We start from the raw sequence: 23,024 nt of genomic DNA, 5'->3' as shown, positions 1-23,024 counted from the left end.
CGATCACACCCACGTCCGGGGGCGGTAACGGTTGGCACGTTCCACCAGGTCGATCCTCTCCTCGCCGCCCTGCGCGAGCCTGGCCAGCGTCCGATACGAGCGCTCCAGGCCGAAGCGGAGGCCGCGCTCGTCCAGGTCACTGCCGAGCAACGCCCGTCCGCCCGCTGCCGACGGCGCGGCGCCCTGGCTACCGGAGAGTACCCAGTCCAGGGCACAGCCGAGGACCTCTGTGGACAACTGCTCGCGTCGAACGGCGTCCAGTCCGTAGGCCTCCAGCGCCTGGATCTGCCCCGCGGCGGCCACGAGGTCGTCCAGGAACGCCGGGTCGGGGCCCTTGCCCGTACGCTGCCGCAGCCGCGCCCGTACGGCGGCGACGCGGGCCGCGGTGTAGTGGATGGACGCCTCCGGCACGGACTCCAGGGTGCCCACGGCGCCGGGGCGGTCGCCGGAGGCGAGCCGGACGCGGGCCAGTCCGAATGCCGAGCTGACGTAGCTGGGGTCGGTCGTCCAGACGAGGCGGTAGTACTCGGCGGCGTTGTCGAGCTGGCCGAGGACCTCCGCGCACAGGCCGAGGGCCAGCTTGGGGGCGGGCTCGCCCGGGAACGCGTCGTAGACCGCGTCGAAGGAGAGCGCGGCGCCCTCGTGATCCCCGGTGACCAGGGCGGTGACACCGCGGTACCAGACGACCCGCCAGTCGTCGGGATGGTCCGCCTCCAGGGCGGCGAGGGACCGTCCCGCGCTGTCCGTCTCGCCCATCTCCAGCCGGGCCCGCAGTTCGCGCAGGCGCAGCTCCAGGGAGGTGGCCGGCGCGGTGTGCAGGGCGGCGATCAGCTCCGCGGGCGCGGACGCCATGAGACCGGCCAGGAAACCGGCGTTGGGGTCGCCGGGGTCGACGAGCGGGACCGGCAGGGCGAGGGCGGCGGCAGCGGTGCCGAGCGGCTTGACGACGGCCGACGTGCCCGCGGCGCTCGTGGTGCTCGCGGCTCCGGCGTTCTGGTTCGCGGCGCTCCGGCCTTCGGCGTCCTGGCCTCCGGCGCCCCGGGCGGTCGCGGCTTCGGCGCCCGACGCGATCGCGGCAGACGCGGGCGCGGGCGCGCCGGACGAAGCCGTGACGGCAAGGGAGTTCGCAGTGGGGGAAGCGGCGGCCTTCCGCCGCGGCGCTACCACCCGCGCCCCCAGCCGCGACACGTCCCCGTCCAGCTTCGGGAACAACTCCGTGTCCGTGACCTTGACTTCCGGTCCGAACAGCGTCGACAGGGCGGGCCGTGGGCGGCCCGTCTGGAGGGCGACGACCTCCCGCAGCACCCCCGTCAGCTGCTCCGACATCTCCTGCGCGGACGCGAACCGGCGGGCCGGGTCCGGATCGGTGGCGCGGACCAGCAGCCGGTAGAAGGACTCGTACCGGCGGAAGACCTCGATGTGGTCCGGGTCGGGCAGGGAGTCCGCGAAGACGGTCGTGTAGCCCTGGAAGTCGAAGGTGAGCACCGCGAGGGTGCGCGCGACCGTGTAGAGATCGCTCGCCACCGACGGGCCGACCTCGGCGACCTCCGGCGCCTGGTAGCCGACCGTGCCGTAGATGGCCGACTCGTCGTCGTCCATCCGGCGCACCGCGCCCATGTCGATCAGCTTGAGCTGGTCCTCGGTCTGGATCGCGTTGTCGACCTTGAAGTCGCAGTACAGGAGGTTGCGGCTGTGCAGATGACCGAGGGCCTCCAGCGCCTCGATGCCGTACGCGCACGCCTGCTCCACCGGCAGCGGGTCCCGCGTCCCGTCCGGCGTACGACGGGAGTTGGCGATCTCCTTCAGCGACTTTCCGCCGACGTACTCCATCACGATGTAGCCGTCGAGTGAGCCCGTGCGCTGGTCGAGGTGCTCCACGAAGTTGTAGATGCGCACGATGTTGGAGTGCTCGATCTCGGCGAGGAAGCGCCGCTCGGAGATCGCGGCGGCCATCGCGTCCTGGTCGCCGGTGTCCAGCAGGCCCTTGAGGACCACCCACCGGTCGGAGACCGCGCGGTCCACGGCCAGGTAGACCCAGCCGAGCCCGCCGTGCGCGAGGCAGCCCACGACCTCGTACTGGCCGTGCACGATGTCGCCGGACTTCAGCTTCGGGACGAACGAATAAGGGTGGCCGCACTTCGTGCAGAACCCCTCGGTGCGCCCCGCCCTCTCGCCGCGCGCCCGCCCCACCGGGGCCCCGCAGTCGGAGCGCGAGCAGAACCGCTTGCGCTCGGGCACCTCCGGGTTCTCCAGCACCATCGCGCGCGGGTCGGGCCGCGGCACCTCCGGGACCCGCACCAGGCCGAGGCCCAGCCTGCTGCGCCCCGAACTCCCGGCCGTCGTACCGGAGCTGCGCACCGACACCGACCGGGCGGTGGATTTGCCGGTCAGCCGGCCCGACACCGAGCGCCGGGACTGGGACGACCGCGACGACGTACGAGAACTGGAGCGCGAACCGCCGCTCCCGGACGTCCGCGAGCTCTTGCCGCCCGCGGTGAGCCCTGTCGCAGGCGATCCGACCATACCGCTCTCCGAGACGACCGGCGCGAGCCCGCACGTGTCGCAGTACAGCTCGCCGCCGCCGACGTCCTCGTACGACCCCTCGCAGCCGGGCCGCTGGCAGCTCTGCCCTGCCTGACTCATGCTTCCCCCCTCCGGTCGGCCGGCGCGCCCGGCTGGGGCACGCGCGGGCCGAGCAGCTCCGCGGCCGCCTGCTGATAGCGCAGCACAGCCTGTTCGGCGACCCTCAGGTCGCAGGGCGCGCTCCACAGCATGCGGCGCGCCGTGTCGTACCGCTCGACCAGCAGCGGGTCCTCCGCCAGGCCGTGCCGGGCCACCTTCGCCTTGTACGCGTCCAGGCGGCCGCGCAGCTCGGCGCGGACCGCGAGGGGCGCGGTGACGGCCGTGAGCGACTCGCGGGCGCGCAGCAGTTCGTCCTCCGCCTTCTGCTCCAAGGACTCCAGGAGCGGCGACAGGCGGTGCCACTGGGCATGTCTGCGGTACTCGGCGGCCGTCGCCAGCTGCTCCTGCAACACGGTCGGCGGACCGCTGACCGCGGGCACCTCCGAGGCGGCGATCTTCGCGAGGACCTCACCGCGCGCGCTGCGGGCCTCCGCCAGCGTGCGGTCCGCGCGGCTGAGCAGATCGCGCAGCTTGACGAGCCGCGCCTCCGCGTCCTGGCGGACCGCCAGGACGGCGTCGATCTCCCGGCGCACCTCTTCCAGGGCGCGCGCCTCGCGGTCGTACGTCGTCGTGTCCGGCCGGCCGCCGCCGGGCGCCGAACTCCCCTGCGTCGGAACCCAGAACGCCAGCGGGTCGGAGACCACCTGCTCGCGCAGTCTCGTCAGCGTGCGCGTGATGCGTTCCAGGTCGTCGCCCGCCGGGTGCTCGCCGGGGCGTACGCCCACGGAGTGCGCCAACTGCCGGGTGCGCTGGAGCTCCGCGGCCAGTAAATCGATCCGGGCGGGCAGCGCCGACCACACCGCGTCGGCGGCGACGACCATGTCCAGCGAGGACGCGTACAGGTCGTTCATACGGTCGACGAGCTGCGTCAGGCTGAACTGCTCGCTGAGCTTGACGGCGCCCGTGAGGGTCGGCGCGTTCGCCGTCGCCGTGGCGCTGCCCGCGACGGTGATGCTCGCGCCGCGCAGCAGTTCGGTCAGCTCGACCAGGTCGTCGCGGCTGGACCAGCGCCGGCGGGCGCGGATCTCGCGCGCGGTGCGCAGGGCGTCGGTGTAGGCGTCGAAGTACGCCCACAGCAGGGTGATCGACGCCTCCGCCGACGTCCAGCGCTCCTTGGTGATGCCCGTGAGCTCGGCGCCTTCGAGGAGTCTGCGGCCCGCGTGGTCCTGGAGGGCGAGGAGCGAGGTCTCTATGGCCTCGTGCTCCGCGCCGAGCCGCGCCAGCGCACGGTCCACCTCGTCCCGGTCCAGTACCGGCCCGGTGGGTCCCGTGACGCCCATCGATCACCTCTCGCTCTCGTCGTGCCCTGGGCGCGTGTCCCGTGCGCCGGGGTAACTCTCCAGTGGTATCAGGTCGGTTGTGTCTCTCAGGAGGTCGGAGGCTGCGAAGACGCCGAGTCGGAGCCCAGTGTCTGGGACAGCCACCTGGTGTACGAGGCCTGCCAGCCGCTCTTTCGGTAGTCCACGAGCACCTGGTTGACCCGGCGCACCAGATCCTTGGCCTGCTTGTTCATCGCCACGCCGTAGTACTCGGTCGTGAACGGCTTGCCCTTGAGCTCGACCGTCGGATCCTGGGCCGCCTGGCTCGCGGCGAGCGCGCCGTCGGTGACGACCGCGTCGACCTCGCCGAGCTGGAGTTTGACCAGGCAGTCGAGCTGGTTGGGGACGGTGGTGGAGATATCGGCGGACGCAGCGAGACGGCCGGCCTTCTTGTCGTTCGTCAGCTGGGTGTTGGCTGTCGAGCCCTCGGCGGTGCAGATCCTGTTGCCGGCCAGCGACTTGTCGTAGCCCCGGATGTCCGACGACTTCGGTGCCAGGACCTGCTGACCGGTCACGAAGTACGGGTCGGAGAAGGCCACTTCCTTCAGCCGGTCGCAGGTGATCGTCATGGTGCGCACCACCATGTCCACCTGCCCACTCTTGATGGCCGGGATGCGCTGGTTGGTGGGAATGGCATGGAAGCGGACGGCCTTCGGGTCGCCGAGGATCTGCCGCGCGATCTCGTGGGCCAGATCGATGTCGAAGCCCTCCAGGTCGCTGACCTTGTTGTTGGGGTCGCGGTAGCCCCAGCGGTAGCTGTTCTGGTCGACGCCCACCGACAGGTAACCGCGCTTCTTGATGGCCGTGACCGACGGGCCGCTCTCGTCGCCGGACGGGGCCGGGCTGAGCCGCTCCGGGTGCCCGCCGCAGTTGTCCGCCTTCGCCTGCGTGCCCTCGGCGACGCCCGGGCCGCCGGTGCCCGAGGAGCCGTCCCCGCTCGCGCGGGTCAGCGGCAGCAGCAGCGCGAAGACGGCGGTGAGCAGGCAGGCGACCAACATCGCCCCCACACCGCCCCAGCCCTTCAGGCTCGCCCTCAGACGCCGTGCGATCATCGCCGCTCCCCCTCTCACCGGTACTCCGAAAGCCTGCGCCCGATGCCCAGCACCGCGGCCACCGCGCCCAGCACCGCGAGCACCGCCGCGCCCACCGGGAGCCCGGTCATCGCGTCCCGGCCGTCGCCCGCCGCCTGCCGGAACTCGCTCGCCTCGTGGTCCAGCGCCTTCTTCAGGTTCTCGTCCACACTGTCGAAGCACTCGCCCGTCGGCTGGTCCGCCTTGGACCCGATGATTTTGTTCAGTGCCGCCTGGTAGTTGCCGTCGTCGTCGGCGGCCCGCGCCTGCTTGTGACGCTGCTGCCAGACCTTCATGTTGCCGGTGGCGGCCGTCACGGGCTGCTTGCCCGCCTGGTCGTCGGCTATCGACTCGGCCCGGGCGAGCCCTGCGGAGAGCGTCTTCATGTCCTGCTGGAACTCGTAGTCGTACAGGTCCTCGACCGTGTCGTCGGGCAGTTTCTTGGTCTCGGCGCCACGGCTGACCAGGGTCAGGTTCTCGTTGCCGCGTGCGTTCAGGGAGGCGATGCGCGCGTCGTGCAGCACGTTCAGCGAGCGGACGCCGTGGTCGTACGAGGAGTCGAGCCCGGCGCGGGCGACACCGTGGCCGACGACCAGCCACAGCAGGACGATCGCGGAGGCGGCCGTGGCGGCGACCAGGCCGCGGTTCAGCACGCGGTTCGTCCGCAGGTAGTGGCGCCGCTGCGCCCAGCCGAGGGCGGCAAGCGCGAGGACGCCGAGGACGAGGGCGAACCAGGGGTAGGGGGTCGCGTCCGCGTAGTCGGAGCGCAGCCGCTGGTTCTCCGAGGTGTACAGGTCCTGCGCGGCCGGCAGCATCTCGTGCTGCATCTTGTCGTTCGCCGCCCGCAGGTAGGCGCCGCCCACCGGGAAGCCGAGCCGGTTGTTGGCCCGGGCCCGCTCGATCAGGCCCTCGTACTGCGGGAGCAGCTTGTTGAGCTTGGCGATGGTGTCCGCGGAGGGGGAGCCGGGGTCGGTGCTGGCGGCCGCCGTGACGAGCTTGGCGGCGGCGGTCCGGATGTCCTCCTCGTACCGCTTGGTCGTCGCGGCGGGCTCCTGGCCACCCGACAGGAAGCCGCTGGAGGCAGTGGTGTTGGCGTCCGCGAGGGAGCGGTAGATGTCGGCGGCGCCCGCGCTGAGGGGCTGGCTGCTGTGCAGCACGTCGTCGGCGGCGGTCGAGCGGTCGGTCATCTGCCAGGCGGTGACGGCCCCGAACGCGACGACGAGCAGGGCGAGGACGGCGCCGATGACGCGCAGCCGGCCGGGCTCGGTGGTCGCGGCGGCGCGCACGCGGTCGACGCCCTCGGCGAAGGCCGTGCGGCGCGGTGGTGCGGCTCCCTGCTGCGGTTGTGTCACTTGACCTCCCCCTTGGTCATTTCCGGCCACCTGCGCCCGGTGCCGCGGGAGCGGGCGCGGGCGCGGGTGTGCCGCGGCAAGTATCGCCGCCGGGACCGGGATCCGCACAGGCCTTAATGCGATCTTGTTTCTATCGCAGGGGTTGTGCTGACGCCGGTCATGGTGGTGCTGTTGCGCTGTCCCCGTTCATGAATACGCGGCGTGCTTGTGTTCGGTTCCCGGGGGTGGGGTGGGCCGGGGGGAGGTTGCGCGGCCCGGCGCTTGGCGGGGTGCCTCCCCCAAGCTCTTCGAGCAGCGGGTACCCCCAGCGCCCACCCGTGCCGCCCTGGGGGTCCCCCCAGGCCCTTAAGGCACTGGGGGAGGCACGACTGCCCGCAGCTGGGACGGCGGGACTGCCCGCAGGTCAAGGCGACGGTCATCCGCCTTCGTAGTACGCCCGTACGCGCGCGTGGGCCTCCTTTCGGGCGTGTTCGTGGTCCAGGCCCAGGAGGGCCGCGCCGAGGACCGGGCGGGCTGTGACCACCTGGGGGACCGCCTTGGGGGCGCGGGCCGTCAGCAGTTCCCTCACGCGGTCGTCGAGTTGGGGGTGGCGGGCGGCCAGGATGCTGCCGCCGAGCAGGACCGGGGTCTCCTCGTCGAGCAGGTCCAGGCGGGTCAGCGCGACCGTGGCCATGGCGACGACCTCCTCCGCGAGCCGGTCGACGACCGCACGGGCCACCGGGTCGCCGTCCCGGGCGGTGGCGAACAGCACCGGCGTCAGTTCGTGGCGCCGGCCGTGTTCGATGTGCCCCAGGTGGAGCGCCTCGATGAGCGCGTACATGGAGTCCAGGCCGAAGTGGCCCGGCAGTGTCCGCGCCAGGAGTGTCGGGCCGCCCCGGCCGTCCTCCGCACGGGCCGCCCACCACAGGGCCTCCTCCGCCAAGCCCCAACCGCCGCCCCAGTCGCCGGAGATACGGCCGAGTGCCGGGAAGCGGGCGGTACGGCCGTCGGGGCGCATGCCGACGCAGTTGATGCCGGCGCCGCAGACCACCGCGACGCCCCGGGGTTCGGCAACCCCCGCCCGCAGGATCGCGAACGTGTCGTTGCGTACCTCGACCGTCGTGCCCCACGCGCGCGCGTGCAGCGCGGCGGCCAACTGTTCCTCCTCCACCGGCAGGTCGGCGTTCGCCAGACACGCGGAGACATGGGCGACGGAGGTGACGCCGGCGTCGGCGTAGGCGCGTGCGACCGCCTCCGCCAGTTCGTCCACCGCCGTCTCCACACCCACCGCGGGCGGACGGAACCCGCCGCCGCGCGCCGTGGCCAGGACTTCCCCGTCCGCCGTCACCACCGCGACGTCGGTCTTGCTGTTGCCCGCGTCGATGGCGAGGACACTTGCGGTCAGGCCCACGCGAGGTGCTCCCGGTTGTGCGCGATCAGCTGGTCGGTGAGGGTGTCGGCGTACGCGTACTGACCGATCAGGGGGTGGGCGAGCAGCGCGCGGAAGACGCGGTCCCGGCCGCCGCGCAGGGCCGCCTCCAAGGCCAGCTCCTCGTAGGCCGTCACGTTCGCCATCAGTCCCGCGTACAGCGGGTCCACCTCCGGCACGGGCAGCGGGGTCGGTCCCTGCGGTCCCACGGCCGCCTGCACCTCGATCACCGCGTCGTCCGGCAGGAAGGGCAGCGTGCCCTTGTTGTACGCGTTCACGACCTGGTACGGGGAGCCTCCCCCGCCCAGCAGGGAGGCCGCGAGGTCGACGGCCGCCTCCGAGTAGTAGGCGCCGCCCCGCTTGGCGAGCAGCGCCGGCTTCTCGTCGAGCGCCGGGTCGCCGTACATCTCCAGCAACTGCCGCTCCATCGCCGCGACTTCGGCGGCGCGTGAGGGCTTCGTCCGCAACTCCCGTACGACCTCGTCGTGTGCGTAGTAGTAACGCAGGTAGTACGACGGGACCACACCGAGCCGGTCCAGGAGGACGCGCGGCAGGCGCAGGTCGCCTGCGATCGCCTCGCCGTGCTCGGCGAGCAGCTTGGGCAGGACGTTCTCGCCCTCGGGGCCCGCCAGGCGCACACCTGTCTCCCAGGTGAGGTGGTTGAGGCCCACATGGTCGAGATGCACCTCGTCGGGCGTGACGCCAAGCAGGGCGGCGAACTTCCGCTGGAAGCCGATCGCCACGTTGCACAGGCCGACCGCCCGATGACCCTCCTGGAGGAGGGCGCGGGTGACGATGCCGACCGGGTTGGTGAAGTCGATGATCCAGGCCCTGGGGTTGGCGCGACGGACCCGTTCGGCGATGTCGAGGACCACCGGCACCGTGCGCAGCGCCTTGGCGAGGCCGCCCGCGCCGGTCGTCTCCTGGCCGACGCAGCCGCACTCCAGCGGCCAGGTCTCGTCCTGCTCACGCGCGGCCTGGCCGCCGACGCGCAGTTGGAGCAGCACGGCGTCGGCGCCCTCGACACCCGCGTCCAGGTCGGAGGTGGTGACGATCCGGCCGCCGTGCCCCTGCTTCGCGAAGATGCGCCGGGCCAGCCCGCCCACCAGTTCCAGGCGTTCGGCGGCCGGGTCGACGAGGACCAGCTCCTCGATGGGCAGGGTGTCCCTCAGCCGGGCGAAGCCGTCGACGAGTTCGGGTGTGTAGGTCGAGCCTCCGCCGACCACGGTGAGTTTCATAGGTGGATCAACCCTTCACTCCGGTGAGCGTGACGCCCTCGACGAACGCCTTCTGCGCGAAGAAGAACACGAGGATCACAGGGGCCATGACAAGTACGGTCGCGGCCATGGTGAGGTTCCAGTCGGTGTGGTGCGCACCCTTGAACGATTCCAGTCCGTAACTCAGGGTCCAGGCACCCGGATTCTCCGAGGCGTAGATCTGCGGCCCGAAGTAGTCGTTCCAGGCGTAGAAGAACTGGAAGAGGGCCACGGCGGCGATCCCGGGCCGCGCCATCGGCAGCACGACCTTCAGCAGTGCCCGCAGATCCCCGCAGCCGTCGACCTTCGCCGCGTCCAGGTATTCGTTCGGGATGGTCATCAGGAACTGCCGCAGCAGAAAGATGGAGAACGCGTCCCCGAACGCCATCGGGATGATCAGCGGCCACAGCGTCCCCGACAGATCCAGCTGCTTCGCCCAGAACAGGTACATCGGGATGATGACGACCTGCGGCGGCAGCATCATCATCGAGATCACCAGCATGAGTGACAGGTTCCGGCCCCGGAAGCGGAACTTGGCGAGGGCGTACGCGACCGGGATCGATGACACGACGGTCAGGACGGTGCCGAGGCCGGCGTAGATCAGCGTGTTCTTCCACCAGGTGAGGAACCCGGGCGTGTCGAAGACCTTCTTGTAGTTGCCCCACTCCCAGGTGTGCGGGATCAGATCGCGGCTGAGCGCCTGGGTGTCGCTCATCAGCGAGGTCAGGAGCACGAACACGAAGGGCAGCGTGAAGAAGAGGGCGGCGGCCACGCCGAGGGAGTGGATCGCGATCCATTCCAGGACGGCCTTGCGGCGGGCGGTGCGTTCGGCAGGTGATACGGGTGCCCGCAACTCAAGGGGCTTGTCGAGTACTTGGGTCATGGTCAGTCACCTGCCAGATTGAGGCCGCCCCGGCGTCGCATCAGGAACGCGGTGAACGCCATGGACAGGGCGAAGAGCACGAGCGCGACCACACAGGCGGAGCCGTAGTCGAAGCGCTGGAAGCCCAGGTTGTAGACGAGTTGGGGCAGGGTGAGCGTGGACTTCTCGGGATAGCCCGGCTCGAACTGTGTTCCGGCACCCTGGATGACGCCCGAGGCGACCTTCCCGGCGATCAGCGGCTGTGTGTAGTACTGCATGGTCTGGATCACGCCGGTGACCACCGCGAACAGGATGATCGGCGAGATGTTCGGCAGGGTGACGTACCGGAACCGCTGCCACGCCGACGCCCCGTCCAGCTCCGCCGCCTCGTACTGCTCCTGCGGTACGTCGAGCAGGGCGGCCATGAAGATGACCATCAGGTCGCCGACGCCCCACAGCGCCAGCAGGGTGAGGGCGGGCTTGGACCAGGCCGGGTCGTTGAACCAGCCCGGTGCCGGGATGCCGATCCTGTCGAGGATCGAGTTGACCGGGCCCGTACCGGGGTTGAGGAGGAAGGCGAACGCCATGGTCGCGGCGACGGGCGGGGCGAGGTAGGGCAGGTAGAAGAGCGTGCGGAAGACGCCGGTACCCGTCTTGATCTTGGTGATCAGCAGGCCCACGCCCAGTCCGAAGACGACCCGCAGGCTGACCATCACGAGCACCAGCCACAGGGTGTTGCGCAGGGCCGGCCAGAAGAACGGATAGTCCTTGAAGACGTACGTCCAGTTCTTCGTACCGCTCCACGTCGGCGGCCGGAAGCCGTCGTAGTGCATGAACGAGAAGTAGACCGTCGAGATCAGCGGATACGCGAAGAACACCGCGAAGCCGATCAGCCAGGGCGACATGAAGGCGACCGTGCGAAGCGCCGCCCTGCGGCGCTTCGACGCGAGGGTGATCGTGCTCATCGCTACTTGGCCTGCGCGATGTCCGTGTCGATCTGCTTGGCCGCGCTCGCCAGACCGGCCCCCAGGTCCTTGACCTTGCCGCTCTCGTAGTCGTAGCCGAACTGCTGGATCGTCGTCAGGTACACGCCGCCGTTGATCGACGCGGGAGACGTGGTCGAGTTCGGGTTCGCGGCGATGTCAAGAAACGTCTTGAAGCGCGGGTCGTACTTCAGCTTGGGCGACTTCAGCGCGGCGAGCGTGGACGGCACGTTGTGGATGGCGTTGGAGAAGCCCACCACCGCGTCCGTGTCGGTGGTCATGTACTTCACCAGCTCCCAGGCCGCGTTCTGCTTCTTGCTGGTGGCGGCGATACCGGCGATGGTGCCGGTGATGTAGCCCTTGCCGTACTGGGCGGCCTGGTCGTCCGGTACGGGCAGCGGCGCCACCCCGATCTCGAACTTCGGGTTGGCTTCCAGGGCCATGCCCAGGCGCCATTCACCGTCGAGCTGCATCGCGACCTGGCCGGTGTTGAAGGGGTGCTTGGGACCCCACTCGTCGCCGAGCTTGGAGCGGTACTTCTCCAGCTTCTGGAAGCCGCCCAGTTCGTCGACCAGCTTCTTCTGGAGGGTGAACGCGGCCTCGAACGCAGGGTCCTTGGCGACGTTCGACTTGCCGTCCTTGTCGAAGTACGTCGGGGAGAACTGCCCGAGGTAGTGCTCGGTCGTCGTCTCCCAGCCGTGGTAGTCCGGCATGAACCCGAGCTGCTTGTAGCTGTCGCCGTCGGCGATCGTCAGCTTCTTCGCGTCCGCCTCGAACTCGGACCATGTCTTGGGCGGGCTGGTGATACCCGCCTTCTTGAAGGCTGTCTTGTTGTAGTACAGCCCGTACGCGTCACCCAGCAGCGGCACCGAACAGCGGTTGCCGTCGTACTGGGTGTACTCGTTCATCGCCTTCGGGAAGGTCGTGGCCGGGTCGATGCCCGACTTCTTGAAGAAGGGGTTGAGGTCGACCAGGGCGCCCGACGAGCAGAACTTGCCCACGTTGTTCGTGGTGAAGGAGGAGATGACGTCGGGGGCCTTGGTGCCGCCGCTGCGCAGCGCCTGGTTGATCTTGTCGTCGGTCATGTTGGCGACGACGTTGACGTGGATGTTGGGGTGCGCCTTCTCGAAACCCGCGACGAGCGCGTTCACGGCCTTCGTCTCGGAGGCCGCGCTCCAGGCGTGCCAGAAGTTGATGGTGGTCTCCTTGGACGCGTCGTCGCTCGCGCCGGAGGAGGACTGGCCGGTACAGGCGGTGGTGAGGAGAGCGAGGGACGCGGTAAGGGCAAAAGCCGTCTTTCGGATCACTTCGGGCATGACTTCGGGCATGACGGGGTCTCCCTGGGACGGGCGGGGTGTGGGTTCGGCCGGTGCGGGTGTCGGGCCGGGGGGAAAGCCTGGGTGGAAGCCGGGGTGAAACCGGCGTGGATGTCGGGGCTGGGTGGGACCGGGTGGGATCGAGTGGGACCAAGAGGGCCCGGTGGGGCCCGGTGGGTGCTCAGCGTGAGGTGTCGAAGACCTCGTCGCGGGTGGCCGCGAGCGCGCTCTCCAACGCGCCGCGCAGCACGGGGTGTTCGCGTACGTCACCGACGACGAGGCGCGGCCGGGACGCGGCCAGCTCCTCCAGTTCGGCCTGGACCAGGGTCCGCAGCGGCTCGCCCCCGGCGGTGAGGGAGGCGCCGCTGAGGACGACGAGTTCGGGGTCGAGCACGGAGACGAGCGAGGCGAGACCGGTGGCGAGGCGTGTCGCGTACGTCTCCAGGAGCCGCCGGTGGGGACCGGTGGCGCTGTCGGCGGCCTGACCCACGAGGGTGGCGGCGACCTCGGCGTACGGACCGGTGGGCACGTCCTGGATGCCGAGTTCGCGGGCGAGCTTCGGGATGGACTGCGAGCCGGCCAGTTCCTGGTAACCGCCACTGTTGGCCCGGGTCACCTGGCGGACCAGGGGCGCGCCGGGCACCGGCAGGAAGCCGACCTCTCCGGCGCCGCCGGTCCAGCCGCGGTGCAGTCGGCCGCCGAGGACGAGGGCGGCACCGAGACCGCCCTCGTTCCACAGCAGGACGAAGTCGTGGTGGCCCCTGGCCGCGCCCAGGCGCTGCTCGGCGAGGGCGACGAGGTTGACGTCGTTCTCGTACTCGACCGGCATCGGGAGGGCGGCGGCGAGTTCGTCGAGCAGCGTGGGGGAGTGCCAGCCGGGCAGGTGGGAGGCGTAGCGCAGCCGACCGGTGGTGGGGTCGAAGGCGCCCGGGGTGCCGATGACGACCCGGTGCACGTCCGAGGCGGCGAGCCCGGCGGCCTTCACGGCGCCGTCCAGGGCGTCGGTGACCTGCCGTACGACGGGCTGGGCCGGGCGGCGGCCCGGGGTGGGCAGCTCGTACTCGCCCACCGTGCGGCCGGTGATGTCGGCGACGGCGGCGAGGATGCGCTCGGGGGTGACGTCGAGGCCCGCGACGTGGGCGGCGGCCGGGTTGACCACGTACAGCTGCGCGTTCGGGCCCGGACGTCCCTCGCTGGTGCCGGTCATCAGGACGAGGCCGGCGGCTTCGAGGCGCGCGAGGAGCTGGGAGGCGGTGGGCTTCGACAGGCCGGTGAGCTTGCCGATGCGGGTGCGGCTGAGCGGACCGTGCTCCAGGAGGAGGTCCAGGGCGGCGCGGTCGTTCATGGCGCGCAGCACGCGCGGGGTGCCCGGCGTACCGGCGGATCCTGCCATGTCTGTCGCCACCTGCCTTTCAACGGACCAGCTTCTCAGCGGGGCCGCCGGGAAGTCCACCGGGTGATCGTTTCCGGGGTCCTTCCCGTTGTCCCGACCGGTCCCTCGGATCACTGTTAGGAAAGTTTCCTATTGGTGAGAGGAACGTAGGCCCGCCGCCTCGGGAGCGTCAATACCGGCCACCGGCGGGCAACCAACTCGTTACCTGCCGCGGCTGAGGACCTTCGCCCTCAGCTCTCCAGGAACGGGGCCGTGTCCAGGGTGGGGTACGGGGCCGGGAGCGGGAGGAGGTCGCCGAGGTTCACCTTTGTGTCGGTGTCGTAGTAGGCCTCGGTGGGGTCGTCGCAGGGGAGGATGGGGTCCGTGTAGCAGTGAGCCGTCCGGGTGTGGCGGTCGATCAGGACGTAGACGGGAACACCGGCGGCCGCGTATGTCCGGAACTTGGGGCCGGTGTCAGTCTCGTGGTTTGTGGAGGTGACCTCGCCGACGAGGGCGATCATGTCAATGGGGTACCAGCCCCTGTGCGCTGTGCGGTACGACTCGTCGAGGTCTGTGGGATCGCGGCGGCAGACATAGAAGTCCGGAACGACCAAAGCCATCGTCCGACCGTCTGGGTGAGCGACTCGGAAGCCGTCATTCACGCCGGCCAGATCCAGCCCAGCCAGGTGGAACTGAACGATGAGCTTTACGGCACCAGCGTTGTGCCCGTGTTCCGGTTGAGGCGGCAAGATGCCCATCCCCTCGATGTACTCCGCTCGAATCGGCATAGGTGACGCTGCCTTTTCGAATGCGTTCAACAGATCGATGGGGTCCACCTGCGTCATGACCGGCTCCATGATCGGTTCGGCGCTCATCGCTGGTTCTCCTCGTCGCGCTGATGCCAGGCTAAGCCCGCGCTGGGTGCCCCGGCAGAACGATGGAGCACGCCGCTCACCCGAGACGCCGGAATGCCAGGTCCGTTCACTCGAACGAGCGTGCTGAACCGTTCCGCCCCCACGCACACCAAGAGGCGGCGCCCGGAACGCTCCCGGACGCCGCCTCCCTCGTACGACCTGTCACCTGACCACCGGTCGCGCCGGCGGTATCGGGGACGCCGCCTCCGCCTGGGGCGATTCCGAGTTCGCGTACACCGACGGGGGCGCCAGGGCGGCCGTCGGGTCGGCCGGGATCTCCTCCTCCGGCACGGCCGTGGTGCCGCCCACGATCCGGATGTCCGCCGCGTCGAAGGCCCGCTTGACGCGCCAGCGCAGCTCGCGCTCCACCGACACGGCCTTGCCCGGCATCGTCTTCGCCGAGACCCGGACCACCATCGAGTCCAGCAGCACGCTGTCCAGACCGAGCACCTCGACCGGGCCCCAGAGGCGCTCGTTCCAGGGCTCCTCCTTGCTCATCTGCTCCGCCACCGCGTCGAGGGTCGCCTTGACCCGGTCCAGGTCCTCGCTCGCGCGGACGGTCACGTCGACCCCGGCCGTCGACCAGCCCTGCGAGAGGTTGCCGACGCGCTTGACCTCGCCGTTGCGTACGTACCAGATCTCGCCGTTGTCGCCGCGCAGCTTCGTCACGCGCAGACCGACCTCGATCACCTCGCCGGAGGCCACCCCGGCGTCGATGGTGTCGCCGACGCCGTACTGGTCCTCCAGGATCATGAACACGCCGGAGAGGAAGTCCGTGACCAGGTTGCGCGCGCCGAAACCGATCGCCACACCCGCGACACCGGCGGAGGCCAGCAGGGGCGCCAGGTTGATCTGGAAGGTCGAGAGGACCATCAGCGCCGCCGTGCCCAGGATCAGGAACGAGGCCACCGAGCGCAGCACCGAGCCGATCGCCTGCGAGCGCTGCCGGCGGCGTTCCGCGTTGACCAGCAGTCCGCCGAGCGTCGTGCCGTCCACCGCCTCGGCCGTACGGCTCATGCGGTCGATCAGCTTGGTGATCGCCCGCCGTACCACCACTCTCAGCACCGCCGCGATCACCAGGATCAGCAGGACCCTGAGGCCGATCGCGAGCCACGTGGACCAGTTCTGCTCGACCCAGCTCGCGGCGTTCGTCGCGCTCTCCTGGGCGTCCTGGAGCGAGGGAACCGTCGGCGCCGTCGTCTGCGAGGGCGACGGGGACGGCGTGGCGTCGGCGGCCAACAGGGCGGGCAAGGACACGGCAGGTACCTCCAGGTGCAGCGTCTGCCTCCGGTGTGGGCGGTCAGGTCGTCCAGGGCGTCAAGGCCATCGGGGTCGTCGAGTCGAGGTCACGGAAAGGTCACCGGACGGGCAGGAGCACCACACTAACGGGGCATCGGGTGGGGATCGTGGTGATGTCCGGCGGAGAGACGGTGCTCACCGGAGCACACCTGGTGAATGAAGGGGGCGCACAGCGGGGGATCCATCATGTGTGGTCGAAAACACTCCCAGCCCGTTACCGGGACATGGTGGCGCTTCCACCAGGCATGAGGGGAGACTGGCTGCAGATCGTCCCGGCGCGAGCCACGCGCCGCCGACGCCCAAGGAGGCATCCGTGCCGCATGTCCTGGTCCTCAACGCGTCGTACGAGCCACTCGGCGTCGTACCGCTCCGCCGCGCGCTCGTCCTCGTCCTCGAGAACAAGGCCATCTGCCTCGAGGAGTCCGGCGCCTTCATGCACAGCGCAACCGTTACTGTCCCCGCACCCAGCGTGGTCCGGCTGAAGCGATTCGTTCGGGTTCCCTACCGGGGGCCCGTTCCTCTCACCCGGCGCGCGCTCTTCGCGCGCGACGGCGGCCGGTGCATGTACTGCGGTGGCGTCGCAACCAGCGTCGACCACGTCATTCCGCGCAGCCGCGGTGGTCAGCACGTCTGGGACAACGTGGTGGCGTCCTGCCGCCGCTGCAACCATGTCAAGGCCGACCGGCATCTCTTCGAGATCGGCTGGCGGCTGCGGCACAAACCCGCTCCACCCACCGGGCTGGCCTGGCGCATCATCGGGACCGGCCATAGGGACCCGCGCTGGCTGCCCTATCTGCAGCCGTACGGCGCGGATGACGCGTTGGCCCGGATCGACGGCATTTCCGCCTGACGATCCGGGCCTTCGCGTTCCCTGAGGGTGTCGGCTGCCCGGGACTCGGGCCCGGCCCCGGGAGTCCCCTGCGCTCCCGGGGCTGACCGAGCCGGTCAGGCCGTTATGCGTAGCGCAGTTCGGCCGGGCGGACCGAGCGGCGCAGCAGGGGCAGCGAGGTGGCGGCGGCCAGGACACAGGCCGCGTAGACCGCCACCGGCACCAGCAGCGGCGCCAGCGGCACCGCACCGCCCTCCGTCAGGCGCGCGTACCCGGCGCCGATCGCCATGCCGCCCGCGCCCGCCAGCACCACCGCCGGGGCCAGCGGCAGCGCGGTCTCCAGGAGCAGCGCCCGGACCAGGACCGAGGCCGGTACCCCGGCTGCCACCTGCGCGGCCAGGCCCCGCCGCCGGGTGGCGAGGGCTTCCGCGGTGCCCACGGCCAGCCCGGACAGGGTGATCGCGAGAGCGACCAGGACGGCGACGCCCGTCAGATTGACGCCGGTCGTGTAGAAGGACATGTTCATGGCGAGGTGGTCCGGCCCGGTGCGGTGCAGATCGTCGAGGAGCACCTGCCGCACGCCCACGAACCCCGTCCCCACGACGGTCACCAGTAGCACTGCCGCATGCGTACGGGCCGCGGTCCACGGGTCGTCGCGCAGCCGCTCCGCCGCGATCAGCACCGCCGGGCTCCCGGTCCGGTCGGCCAGCAGCCGGCCCGTGCGCCGGGCGGTGGCGCCGCTGAGCCCCACGGCGCCCATGCCGGTGAGGGCCACCACGGCGAACGCCAGCACCGGCGCCGAAGGGAAGTGACGGAAGGAAGCCGACCACAGGAACACCCCCGCGATGAGCACCACCAGCGCCGCGACCAGGAACGCGGGCAGCAAGCCCTTGCCGGGTCGCTGGCGCACCCGCTGCACTCGGCCCAGCGGCTCGGTCACCACATGGCGCAGCGCGAGCACGCTCACCAGCACGCCCAGCACCGGCGCGGCCACCGCGACCACCGCGAACCCGGCCCACATCAGGGCCGACGCGCCCTGCCACACCTGCAGCATGAACAGCACGGAGAAGACGGTGACGACCGCCGAGCCCGCCAGACAGGCGAGCCCGGCCTCCAGCGCGGCGATCCGCCGCACCTGGCCCGGTGCGGCCCCCGCCAACCGCAGCGCGGCCAGCCGCCGGTCGCGGTGTACGGCACCGATGCGGGCGCACTGCCCGAGGAAGCCCAGCACGGGAACGAGCAACATCAACAGCGTGAGCACGACGCCCGCGCGCTCGCCCGGCTCGTTCAGCAGTCCGCTCGCGAGCATGATGGAGTGGTGCCCCCGCAGCGCGGCGACCGCGACGGCGGCCAGCCCGAATCCGGTGGCGAGCCCGGCGCCCACCGCGGTGAGCAGCGCCCGCCACCACTCCCGCCGGTCGGAACCGCGGGTGAGCAGCCAGGCCAGACGGAGATCCAGGCTCATCGCGCCACCTCCGCGGTCTCCGCCGTTTCCGTGACCTCCGCCGCCAGGACGCCGTCCCGCAACGTCACCTCCCGGTCCGCGTACGCAGCGATCTGGGCGTCGTGCGTGATCAGGAGCACCGCGGCGCCGGATTCGCGGGCCGTGTGCGTGAGCGCGGTCATCACCTGCTCTCCGGCCAGGGAGTCCAGCGCACCGGTCGGCTCGTCCGCGAAGACCACCTTCGGCCCGGTCACGAGCGCCCGCGCCAGGGATACCCGCTGGGCCTGCCCCCCGCTCATCTCACCCGGCCGCCGCGTCTCCTGGCCGCGCACCCCGAACCGCTCCAGCCACTCGGCAGCCTGCTCCCGTGCCGCCTGGCGCGGTGTGCCCGCGAGCAGCAGCGGCAGCGCCACGTTGTCGACCGCGGTCAGTTCGGGGATCAGCTGCCCGAACTGGAAGACCACGCCGAACTCCGTCCGCCGCAGTGTGCTCAGCCGTTCCTCCGGCAGCTCGTCGAGGCGCTCGCCGGCGTACTCCACCGTGCCCGAGTCGGGGCGGGTGATCCCTGCCAGGCAGTGCAGCAGCGTCGACTTGCCGCTGCCGCTGGTCCCGGTGACGGCAAGGATCTCGCCCGCGTGCAGCTCGACGGAGGCGCCTCGCAGCGCCGGGGTGGAGCCGTGCGCCTTGAACAGGCGCCGGCCGGTCAGAAGGGGGGAGCTCATGCTGAGTCGACCTCCGCGGTCAAAGTCGTGAGCCGGGCCGCCGTCGTGGTCATCCAACGGACGTCGGCGTCGAGGTGGTTGAGGGCGTAGTCGGCCGAGAGCACCGTCGCGAGATCGGTGCCTGGCGTGGTCTTTACCGCCGTGAGTTCGCGCATCCGCGCCATGTGTGCGGTGCGCTGCGCCTTGAGGTACGCGGCCGGGTCGGCCGACGCGAGGATCGATACGACGACCTTGGCGAAGATCTCGTTCGTCACGAACGGCGCGGGCGGCGTGATCTCCCCGGCCCACCGGGTCAGCTCGCTCGAGCCGGCGTCCGTCGAGCGGTAGAGCGTGCGCTCCGGGCCGCCGTCGGAATCGGTCCCCTCGACCTCGGCGAGACCGTCGCGGACCAGGCGCTGCAGCGTCGTATACGCCTGCCCGTACGCCAGGGGCCGTGCCTGCGGAAACCGCTCGTCGTGCCGCCGCTTGAGGTCGTAGCCATGGCTCGGCCCCGCGGCGAGCAGTCCGAGCAGGATGTGGCGGGTGCTCATGGAGATCATTATGCACTCAATACATGTACTGAGTGAATAGTGAACGCCGCACCTTTCCCTGCGAGTTGGGATCCACGCCAGTGGGGCGCGTCCCGCCTCTCGCCCAGGCGCCCGTGCGCCCGGTACGGTCTGTGATCGAACGCACGTTGTGCGTCCTCGTACGTCTGCGAACGCGCCCGTTGGGTAGGCCTGCTGTCAACCCGCATCCGTCGTACGACGACAAGGAGGCCCCCGTGGCCGCACCCGCACACCCCCCGCTTCCGGCCCTGTCCAAACGCGACGCGGAGCCGTCCGCCGACCCGCGGACTCCGTTGAGCGTCCTCAGCGCGGAGAGCGCCGGCGCCGAGGCGCCGCTGACCAGTGAGCCGCCGCTGCCCGACGCCGAACCCCTCACCAGTGAGCCCCCGCTCGCCGACCCCACGCCCCTGACCAGCGAGCCCTCGGCCGCCGGCCCGGACCCCACGGGGTACTAGATGGCACCGGCCGACCCCGCGCGCGACGAGACGCCACTGGCCCGGCTCGCTGCCCTGCACGGCGTCGCCCCCTCCTACCGGCCCTCCCCGGACCGTACGGTCGCGGCGTCGGACACCGCGATCACGGCCGCCCTGGCCGCGCTGGGCGTCGACGCCGGCACCCCGGACGCCGTACGCCACGCCCTCGCCGCACGCGAGAGGGAGCTGCGCGAACGGCTGCTGCCGCCGACCGTGGTCGGCTGGGGCGGACGGCCCCCCGCCGCGCTCGCCGGACTCCCGGACGGCACCCGCCTCAGGATCGAGACCGAACAGGGAGAGACACGCGCCTCGGCCGAGCAACTCCCGCCCGGCGTCCACGCGTTGCACGTCACCGCACCCGACGGGCGCACCGCCGACGCCCACCTCGTCGCCGCGCCCGCCCGGCTGCCCGCACCGCCCGGGCGCTCCTACGGACTGCTCGTCCAGCTCTACTCGCTTTTGTCCCGCCGCTCCTGGGGCATGGGCGACCTCGGCGACCTCGGCGAACTGACCGCATGGGCCGGGCGCGCGCTCGGCGCCGGATTCGTGCAGGTCAACCCGTTGCACGCGGCCGTGCCTGGCGCCCCCACCGACCCGTCCCCCTACCGTCCCTCCTCCCGCCGCTACCCCGACCCCGTGCATCTGCGCGTCGAGGACATCCCCGAGTTCGCGTACGTCGAGGACCAACCACGCCTGCGTACGCTGCTGGAGCGCGCCGCGCGGCTGCGGGAGTCCGTCCTCGACAAGGGCGACCTGATCGACCGCGACGCCGTGTGGGAACTCAAGCGCGAGACGCTCGAACTCGTGCACGCCGTACCCCTCGGACCGGGTCGGCGCGCCGCCTACGTCGACTTCCTCGCCGGGGAGGGCGAGACGCTGGAGGACCACGCGACCTGGTGCGCGCTCGCGGAGGTCCACGGATCCGACTGGCAGAGCTGGCCCGCCCGGCTGCGCGACCCGCGCTCGGCCGCGACCGCCCGTGCCCGCGCCGAGCTGATGGACCGCGTCGACTTCCACACCCGGCTCGCCTGGCTGACCGACGCCCAGCTCGCCACCGCCCAGCGCACCGCGCGCGACGCCGGGATGGCGGTCGGGCTGATCCACGACCTGGCGGTCGGCGTGCATCCGGGCGGCGCCGACGCCTGGGCCCAGCAGGAGTACCTCGCGGCCGGCATGTCGGTGGGTGCGCCGCCGGACGCGTTCAACGCGCGCGGCCAGGACTGGGGTCTGCCCCCCTGGCGCCCGGACCGCCTCGCCGCCTCCGGCTACGCCCCTTACCGCCGCCTCCTGCGCGCCCTGCTCCGGCACGCGGGCGCCCTGCGCATCGACCACGTCATGGGCCTGTTCCGGCTGTGGTGGGTCCCGCAGGGACAGCCGCCCACTGAGGGGACGTACGTCCACTACGACGCCGAGGCCATGCTCGCCGTTCTGGTCCTGGAGGCCTCGCGTGCCGGGGCGCTGGTCATCGGCGAGGACCTCGGGACGGTGGAGCCCGGGGTGCGCGAGACGCTGCACGAGCGCGGGGTGCTCGGCACGTCCGTCCTGTGGTTCGAACGGGACTGGGAGGGCACCGGGCAGCCGCTGCCGCCCGAGCGCTGGCGGGCCGACTGCCTGGCCACCGCCACCACCCACGACCTGCCGCCGACCGCCGCCCGGCTCACCGGCGAACATGTCGAACTCCGCGACCGTCTGGGCCTGCTGACCCGCCCCCTGGACCAGGAGCGCGCGGCGGCGACCACCGACACCCGCGAGTGGCTCGCCCTGCTGTCCCGGCTCGGACTGCTGAGGGGTGCGGGCGGAGGGGGCCCGACGGCGTCGGAGGAGGTCGAGATCCAGGCCGTCCACCGGTTCCTGCTGCGCACCCCCGCCCGCCTGATCGGCCTCTGGCTCCCCGACGCCGTGGGCGACCGCCGTCCGCAGAACCTGCCCGGCACCTGGGACGAATACCCGAACTGGCGCCAGCCGATCGCGGACGCGGAGGGCCGCCCGGTGACCCTGGAGGAGCTGGCGGCGTCACCGCGGCTGCATGCGCTGGTGGATGTGCTGCGGGGGAGGGGCGGGTGAAGCGGGAGCGCCCAGGGCCCCGTATCGCACCCCGGGCGCGCGGGCCGCGCGGGCGTTCGCTACTTTTGCACTGTGGACAAGAAGAACGCCCTGCGCGCCGGCGCCCTGGCCGCCGGTACGACGCTGATGATGCTGCTCATGTCGTCCCCCGCGCTCGCGCTGACCCGCGACGACGGCGACGACCCCGGCAAGGGCCTGAGCGTGATCGACACGCTGGGTCTTTTCGTGGTGGCGCCGATCGTGCTGTTCCTGGTCATCGCGGGTCTCGTGATGGTCACCGACAAGACCCGCAAGCAGGCGAAGCAGGGCTGACGCCCGTACTTTTCGTCTTTCTTTCCGTCTTTCCATCGAGGGAGTCCGCGCACCGGACGGGTGCGCGGGCTCCCTCGACGTGTTTCATCCATTCCGCGTACGGGGGCGGCTCTCCGTACGGTGTGACTCTCCGTACGGGTGTGGCTCTCCGTACAGGTGCGGCGCCGGGTTCTACGGATGCGGGGCCGTGAGGTAGCGCTGCACCGTCGGGGCCAGCCAGGCCACGACCTCCTCGCGGGCCAGGGCGACGGTCGGCGGGAACCGCAGCACGTACCGTGTGAGCGCCATCCCCAGCACCTGCGACGCGATGAGCCCGGCCCGGGCCGGTGCCTGCTCGGGGTCCGGGCAGAGGTGCAGTGCGACCGGCAGCAGCTGGTCCCGGAAGATCCCCTGGAGCCGCTCGGCCCCCGCGGGGTTGGTGACGCCGACGCGCAGCATCGCCGTGAGCGGGTCGTGGTTCTCCTCCCAGAGGGTGAGGAAGTGGCCCACCAGGACCTCGCCCACGTCGTGTCGGCGCAGTCCCCGAGGGTCGGGCATGCGCAGATCGACGTCCAGGACGGCGTCGAAGAGGCCCTCCTTCGAGCCGTAGTAGCGCATCACCATGGACGGATCGATCCGCGCGTCCTTGGCGATCGCGCGGATCGTGGCACGTTCGTAGCCGTCGGAGGCGAAGCGCTCACGCGCGGCGGTGAGGATCGTGGCGCGGGTGGCGTCGGAGCGGCGGGGAGCTTTCTCGGGCATGCCAACAAACGTAGGCCAACGCGTGTTGACAGTCCAGTGTGATGGACCTACGTTTGTC

20 protein-coding genes are annotated in these 23,024 nt (G+C 71.3%); 4 read left to right on the top strand and 16 right to left on the bottom strand.

All coding sequences use genetic code 11. From position 1 onward, the window contains the following. Positions 1–3: 3 nt before the first annotated feature. The 12 genes from Q2K21_RS29785 to Q2K21_RS29730 form a co-directional block, all read right to left on the bottom strand. On the bottom strand, positions 4–2,643 hold the full coding sequence (locus Q2K21_RS29785) for a serine/threonine-protein kinase (RefSeq protein ID WP_310777065.1): 2,640 nt from the start codon (positions 2,641–2,643) through the stop codon (positions 4–6). Beyond that, positions 2,640–3,962 (bottom strand): hypothetical protein, encoded by a 1,323-nt coding sequence (locus tag Q2K21_RS29780; RefSeq protein WP_310777063.1) that lies wholly within the window; start codon positions 3,960–3,962, stop codon positions 2,640–2,642. The genes Q2K21_RS29785 and Q2K21_RS29780 overlap by 4 nt, the downstream gene beginning before the upstream one ends. An 86-nt stretch (positions 3,963–4,048) precedes the next feature. After that, the gene (locus tag Q2K21_RS29775; RefSeq protein WP_310777061.1) at positions 4,049–5,053 is read right to left on the bottom strand and encodes a glutamate ABC transporter substrate-binding protein; all 1,005 of its coding nucleotides are present in this window, start codon (positions 5,051–5,053) and stop codon (positions 4,049–4,051) included. Positions 5,054–5,067: 14 nt separating this feature from the next. Beyond that, positions 5,068–6,423 (bottom strand): hypothetical protein, encoded by a 1,356-nt coding sequence (locus Q2K21_RS29770; protein ID WP_310777058.1) that lies wholly within the window; start codon positions 6,421–6,423, stop codon positions 5,068–5,070. A 415-nt stretch (positions 6,424–6,838) separates the two neighbouring features. After that, positions 6,839–7,813: an N-acetylglucosamine kinase gene (locus Q2K21_RS29765; RefSeq protein WP_310777055.1), complete on the bottom strand. Its 975-nt coding sequence runs from the start codon at positions 7,811–7,813 to the stop codon at positions 6,839–6,841. Next, positions 7,804–9,069, bottom strand: coding sequence for a 6-phospho-beta-glucosidase (locus tag Q2K21_RS29760; RefSeq protein ID WP_310777052.1), 1,266 nt, complete (start codon positions 9,067–9,069; stop codon positions 7,804–7,806). The genes Q2K21_RS29765 and Q2K21_RS29760 overlap by 10 nt, the downstream gene beginning before the upstream one ends. Before the next feature lie 7 nt (positions 9,070–9,076). Then, on the bottom strand, positions 9,077–9,970 hold the full coding sequence (locus Q2K21_RS29755; protein ID WP_310777049.1) for a carbohydrate ABC transporter permease: 894 nt from the start codon (positions 9,968–9,970) through the stop codon (positions 9,077–9,079). A gap of 2 nt (positions 9,971–9,972) precedes the next feature. Further along, entirely contained in the window at positions 9,973–10,914 is a 942-nt protein-coding gene (locus Q2K21_RS29750; protein ID WP_310777046.1) for a carbohydrate ABC transporter permease, read from the bottom strand. Positions 10,915–10,916: 2 nt separating this feature from the next. Then, positions 10,917–12,248 carry an ABC transporter substrate-binding protein gene (locus tag Q2K21_RS29745; protein ID WP_310781318.1) on the bottom strand — a complete coding sequence of 444 codons (1,332 nt, stop codon included), beginning with the start codon at positions 12,246–12,248 and terminating at the stop codon, positions 10,917–10,919. 181 nt (positions 12,249–12,429) lie between these two features. After that, positions 12,430–13,641, bottom strand: a complete 1,212-nt coding sequence (locus tag Q2K21_RS29740; RefSeq protein ID WP_310777043.1) for an ROK family transcriptional regulator — start codon at positions 13,639–13,641, stop codon at positions 12,430–12,432. Between the two features lie 230 nt (positions 13,642–13,871). Continuing rightward, complete coding sequence (locus Q2K21_RS29735; protein ID WP_310777041.1) at positions 13,872–14,495, bottom strand: Uma2 family endonuclease; 624 nt, start codon at positions 14,493–14,495, stop codon at positions 13,872–13,874. 201 nt (positions 14,496–14,696) lie between these two features. After that, on the bottom strand, positions 14,697–15,791 hold the full coding sequence (locus Q2K21_RS29730; protein ID WP_310777038.1) for a mechanosensitive ion channel family protein: 1,095 nt from the start codon (positions 15,789–15,791) through the stop codon (positions 14,697–14,699). A gap of 355 nt (positions 15,792–16,146) precedes the next feature. Here Q2K21_RS29730 and Q2K21_RS29725 point away from each other — a divergent pair, with 355 nt between their 5' ends. Continuing rightward, on the top strand, positions 16,147–16,683 hold the full coding sequence (locus Q2K21_RS29725) for an HNH endonuclease (RefSeq protein WP_128376658.1): 537 nt from the start codon (positions 16,147–16,149) through the stop codon (positions 16,681–16,683). A 103-nt stretch (positions 16,684–16,786) separates the two neighbouring features. Here the strand turns inward: Q2K21_RS29725 and Q2K21_RS29720 are convergent, their stop codons facing one another. Genes Q2K21_RS29720 through Q2K21_RS29710 form a run of 3 tightly spaced genes read right to left on the bottom strand, consistent with a single transcriptional unit; the run spans position 16,787 to position 19,358 of the window. Beyond that, a complete protein-coding gene (locus tag Q2K21_RS29720) occupies positions 16,787–18,127 on the bottom strand; it encodes an ABC transporter permease (RefSeq protein ID WP_310777036.1) in 1,341 nt (446 codons plus the stop codon). After that, positions 18,124–18,828 carry an ABC transporter ATP-binding protein gene (locus Q2K21_RS29715; RefSeq protein ID WP_310777033.1) on the bottom strand — a complete coding sequence of 235 codons (705 nt, stop codon included), beginning with the start codon at positions 18,826–18,828 and terminating at the stop codon, positions 18,124–18,126. The genes Q2K21_RS29720 and Q2K21_RS29715 overlap by 4 nt, the downstream gene beginning before the upstream one ends. Next, positions 18,825–19,358, bottom strand: a complete 534-nt coding sequence (locus tag Q2K21_RS29710; RefSeq protein ID WP_310777029.1) for a PadR family transcriptional regulator — start codon at positions 19,356–19,358, stop codon at positions 18,825–18,827. Before Q2K21_RS29710 ends, Q2K21_RS29715 begins: the two co-directional genes overlap by 4 nt. A 233-nt stretch (positions 19,359–19,591) precedes the next feature. On the opposite strand from Q2K21_RS29710, the gene Q2K21_RS29705 reads away from it, so the two are divergent. The 3 genes from Q2K21_RS29705 to Q2K21_RS29695 all read left to right on the top strand — a co-directional run bounded on the left by Q2K21_RS29705 (position 19,592) and on the right by Q2K21_RS29695 (position 22,225). Further along, on the top strand, positions 19,592–19,831 hold the full coding sequence (locus Q2K21_RS29705; protein WP_310777026.1) for a hypothetical protein: 240 nt from the start codon (positions 19,592–19,594) through the stop codon (positions 19,829–19,831). Continuing rightward, entirely contained in the window at positions 19,832–21,913 is a 2,082-nt protein-coding gene (malQ, locus tag Q2K21_RS29700; protein ID WP_310777024.1) for a 4-alpha-glucanotransferase, read from the top strand. 72 nt (positions 21,914–21,985) lie between these two features. Then, positions 21,986–22,225, top strand: coding sequence for a hypothetical protein (locus Q2K21_RS29695; protein WP_310777022.1), 240 nt, complete (start codon positions 21,986–21,988; stop codon positions 22,223–22,225). Between the two features lie 171 nt (positions 22,226–22,396). On the opposite strand, the gene Q2K21_RS29690 is transcribed toward Q2K21_RS29695, so the two are convergent. After that, positions 22,397–22,966, bottom strand: a complete 570-nt coding sequence (locus tag Q2K21_RS29690; RefSeq protein ID WP_310777018.1) for a TetR/AcrR family transcriptional regulator — start codon at positions 22,964–22,966, stop codon at positions 22,397–22,399. Between the last annotated feature and the right edge of the window lie 58 nt (positions 22,967–23,024).

Source organism: Streptomyces sp. CGMCC 4.7035 (assembly GCF_031583065.1).
GTDB classification, from domain to species: Bacteria; Actinomycetota; Actinomycetes; order Streptomycetales; family Streptomycetaceae; genus Streptomyces; species Streptomyces yaanensis.
This window is presented reverse-complemented; position numbering and strand designations above follow the sequence as displayed.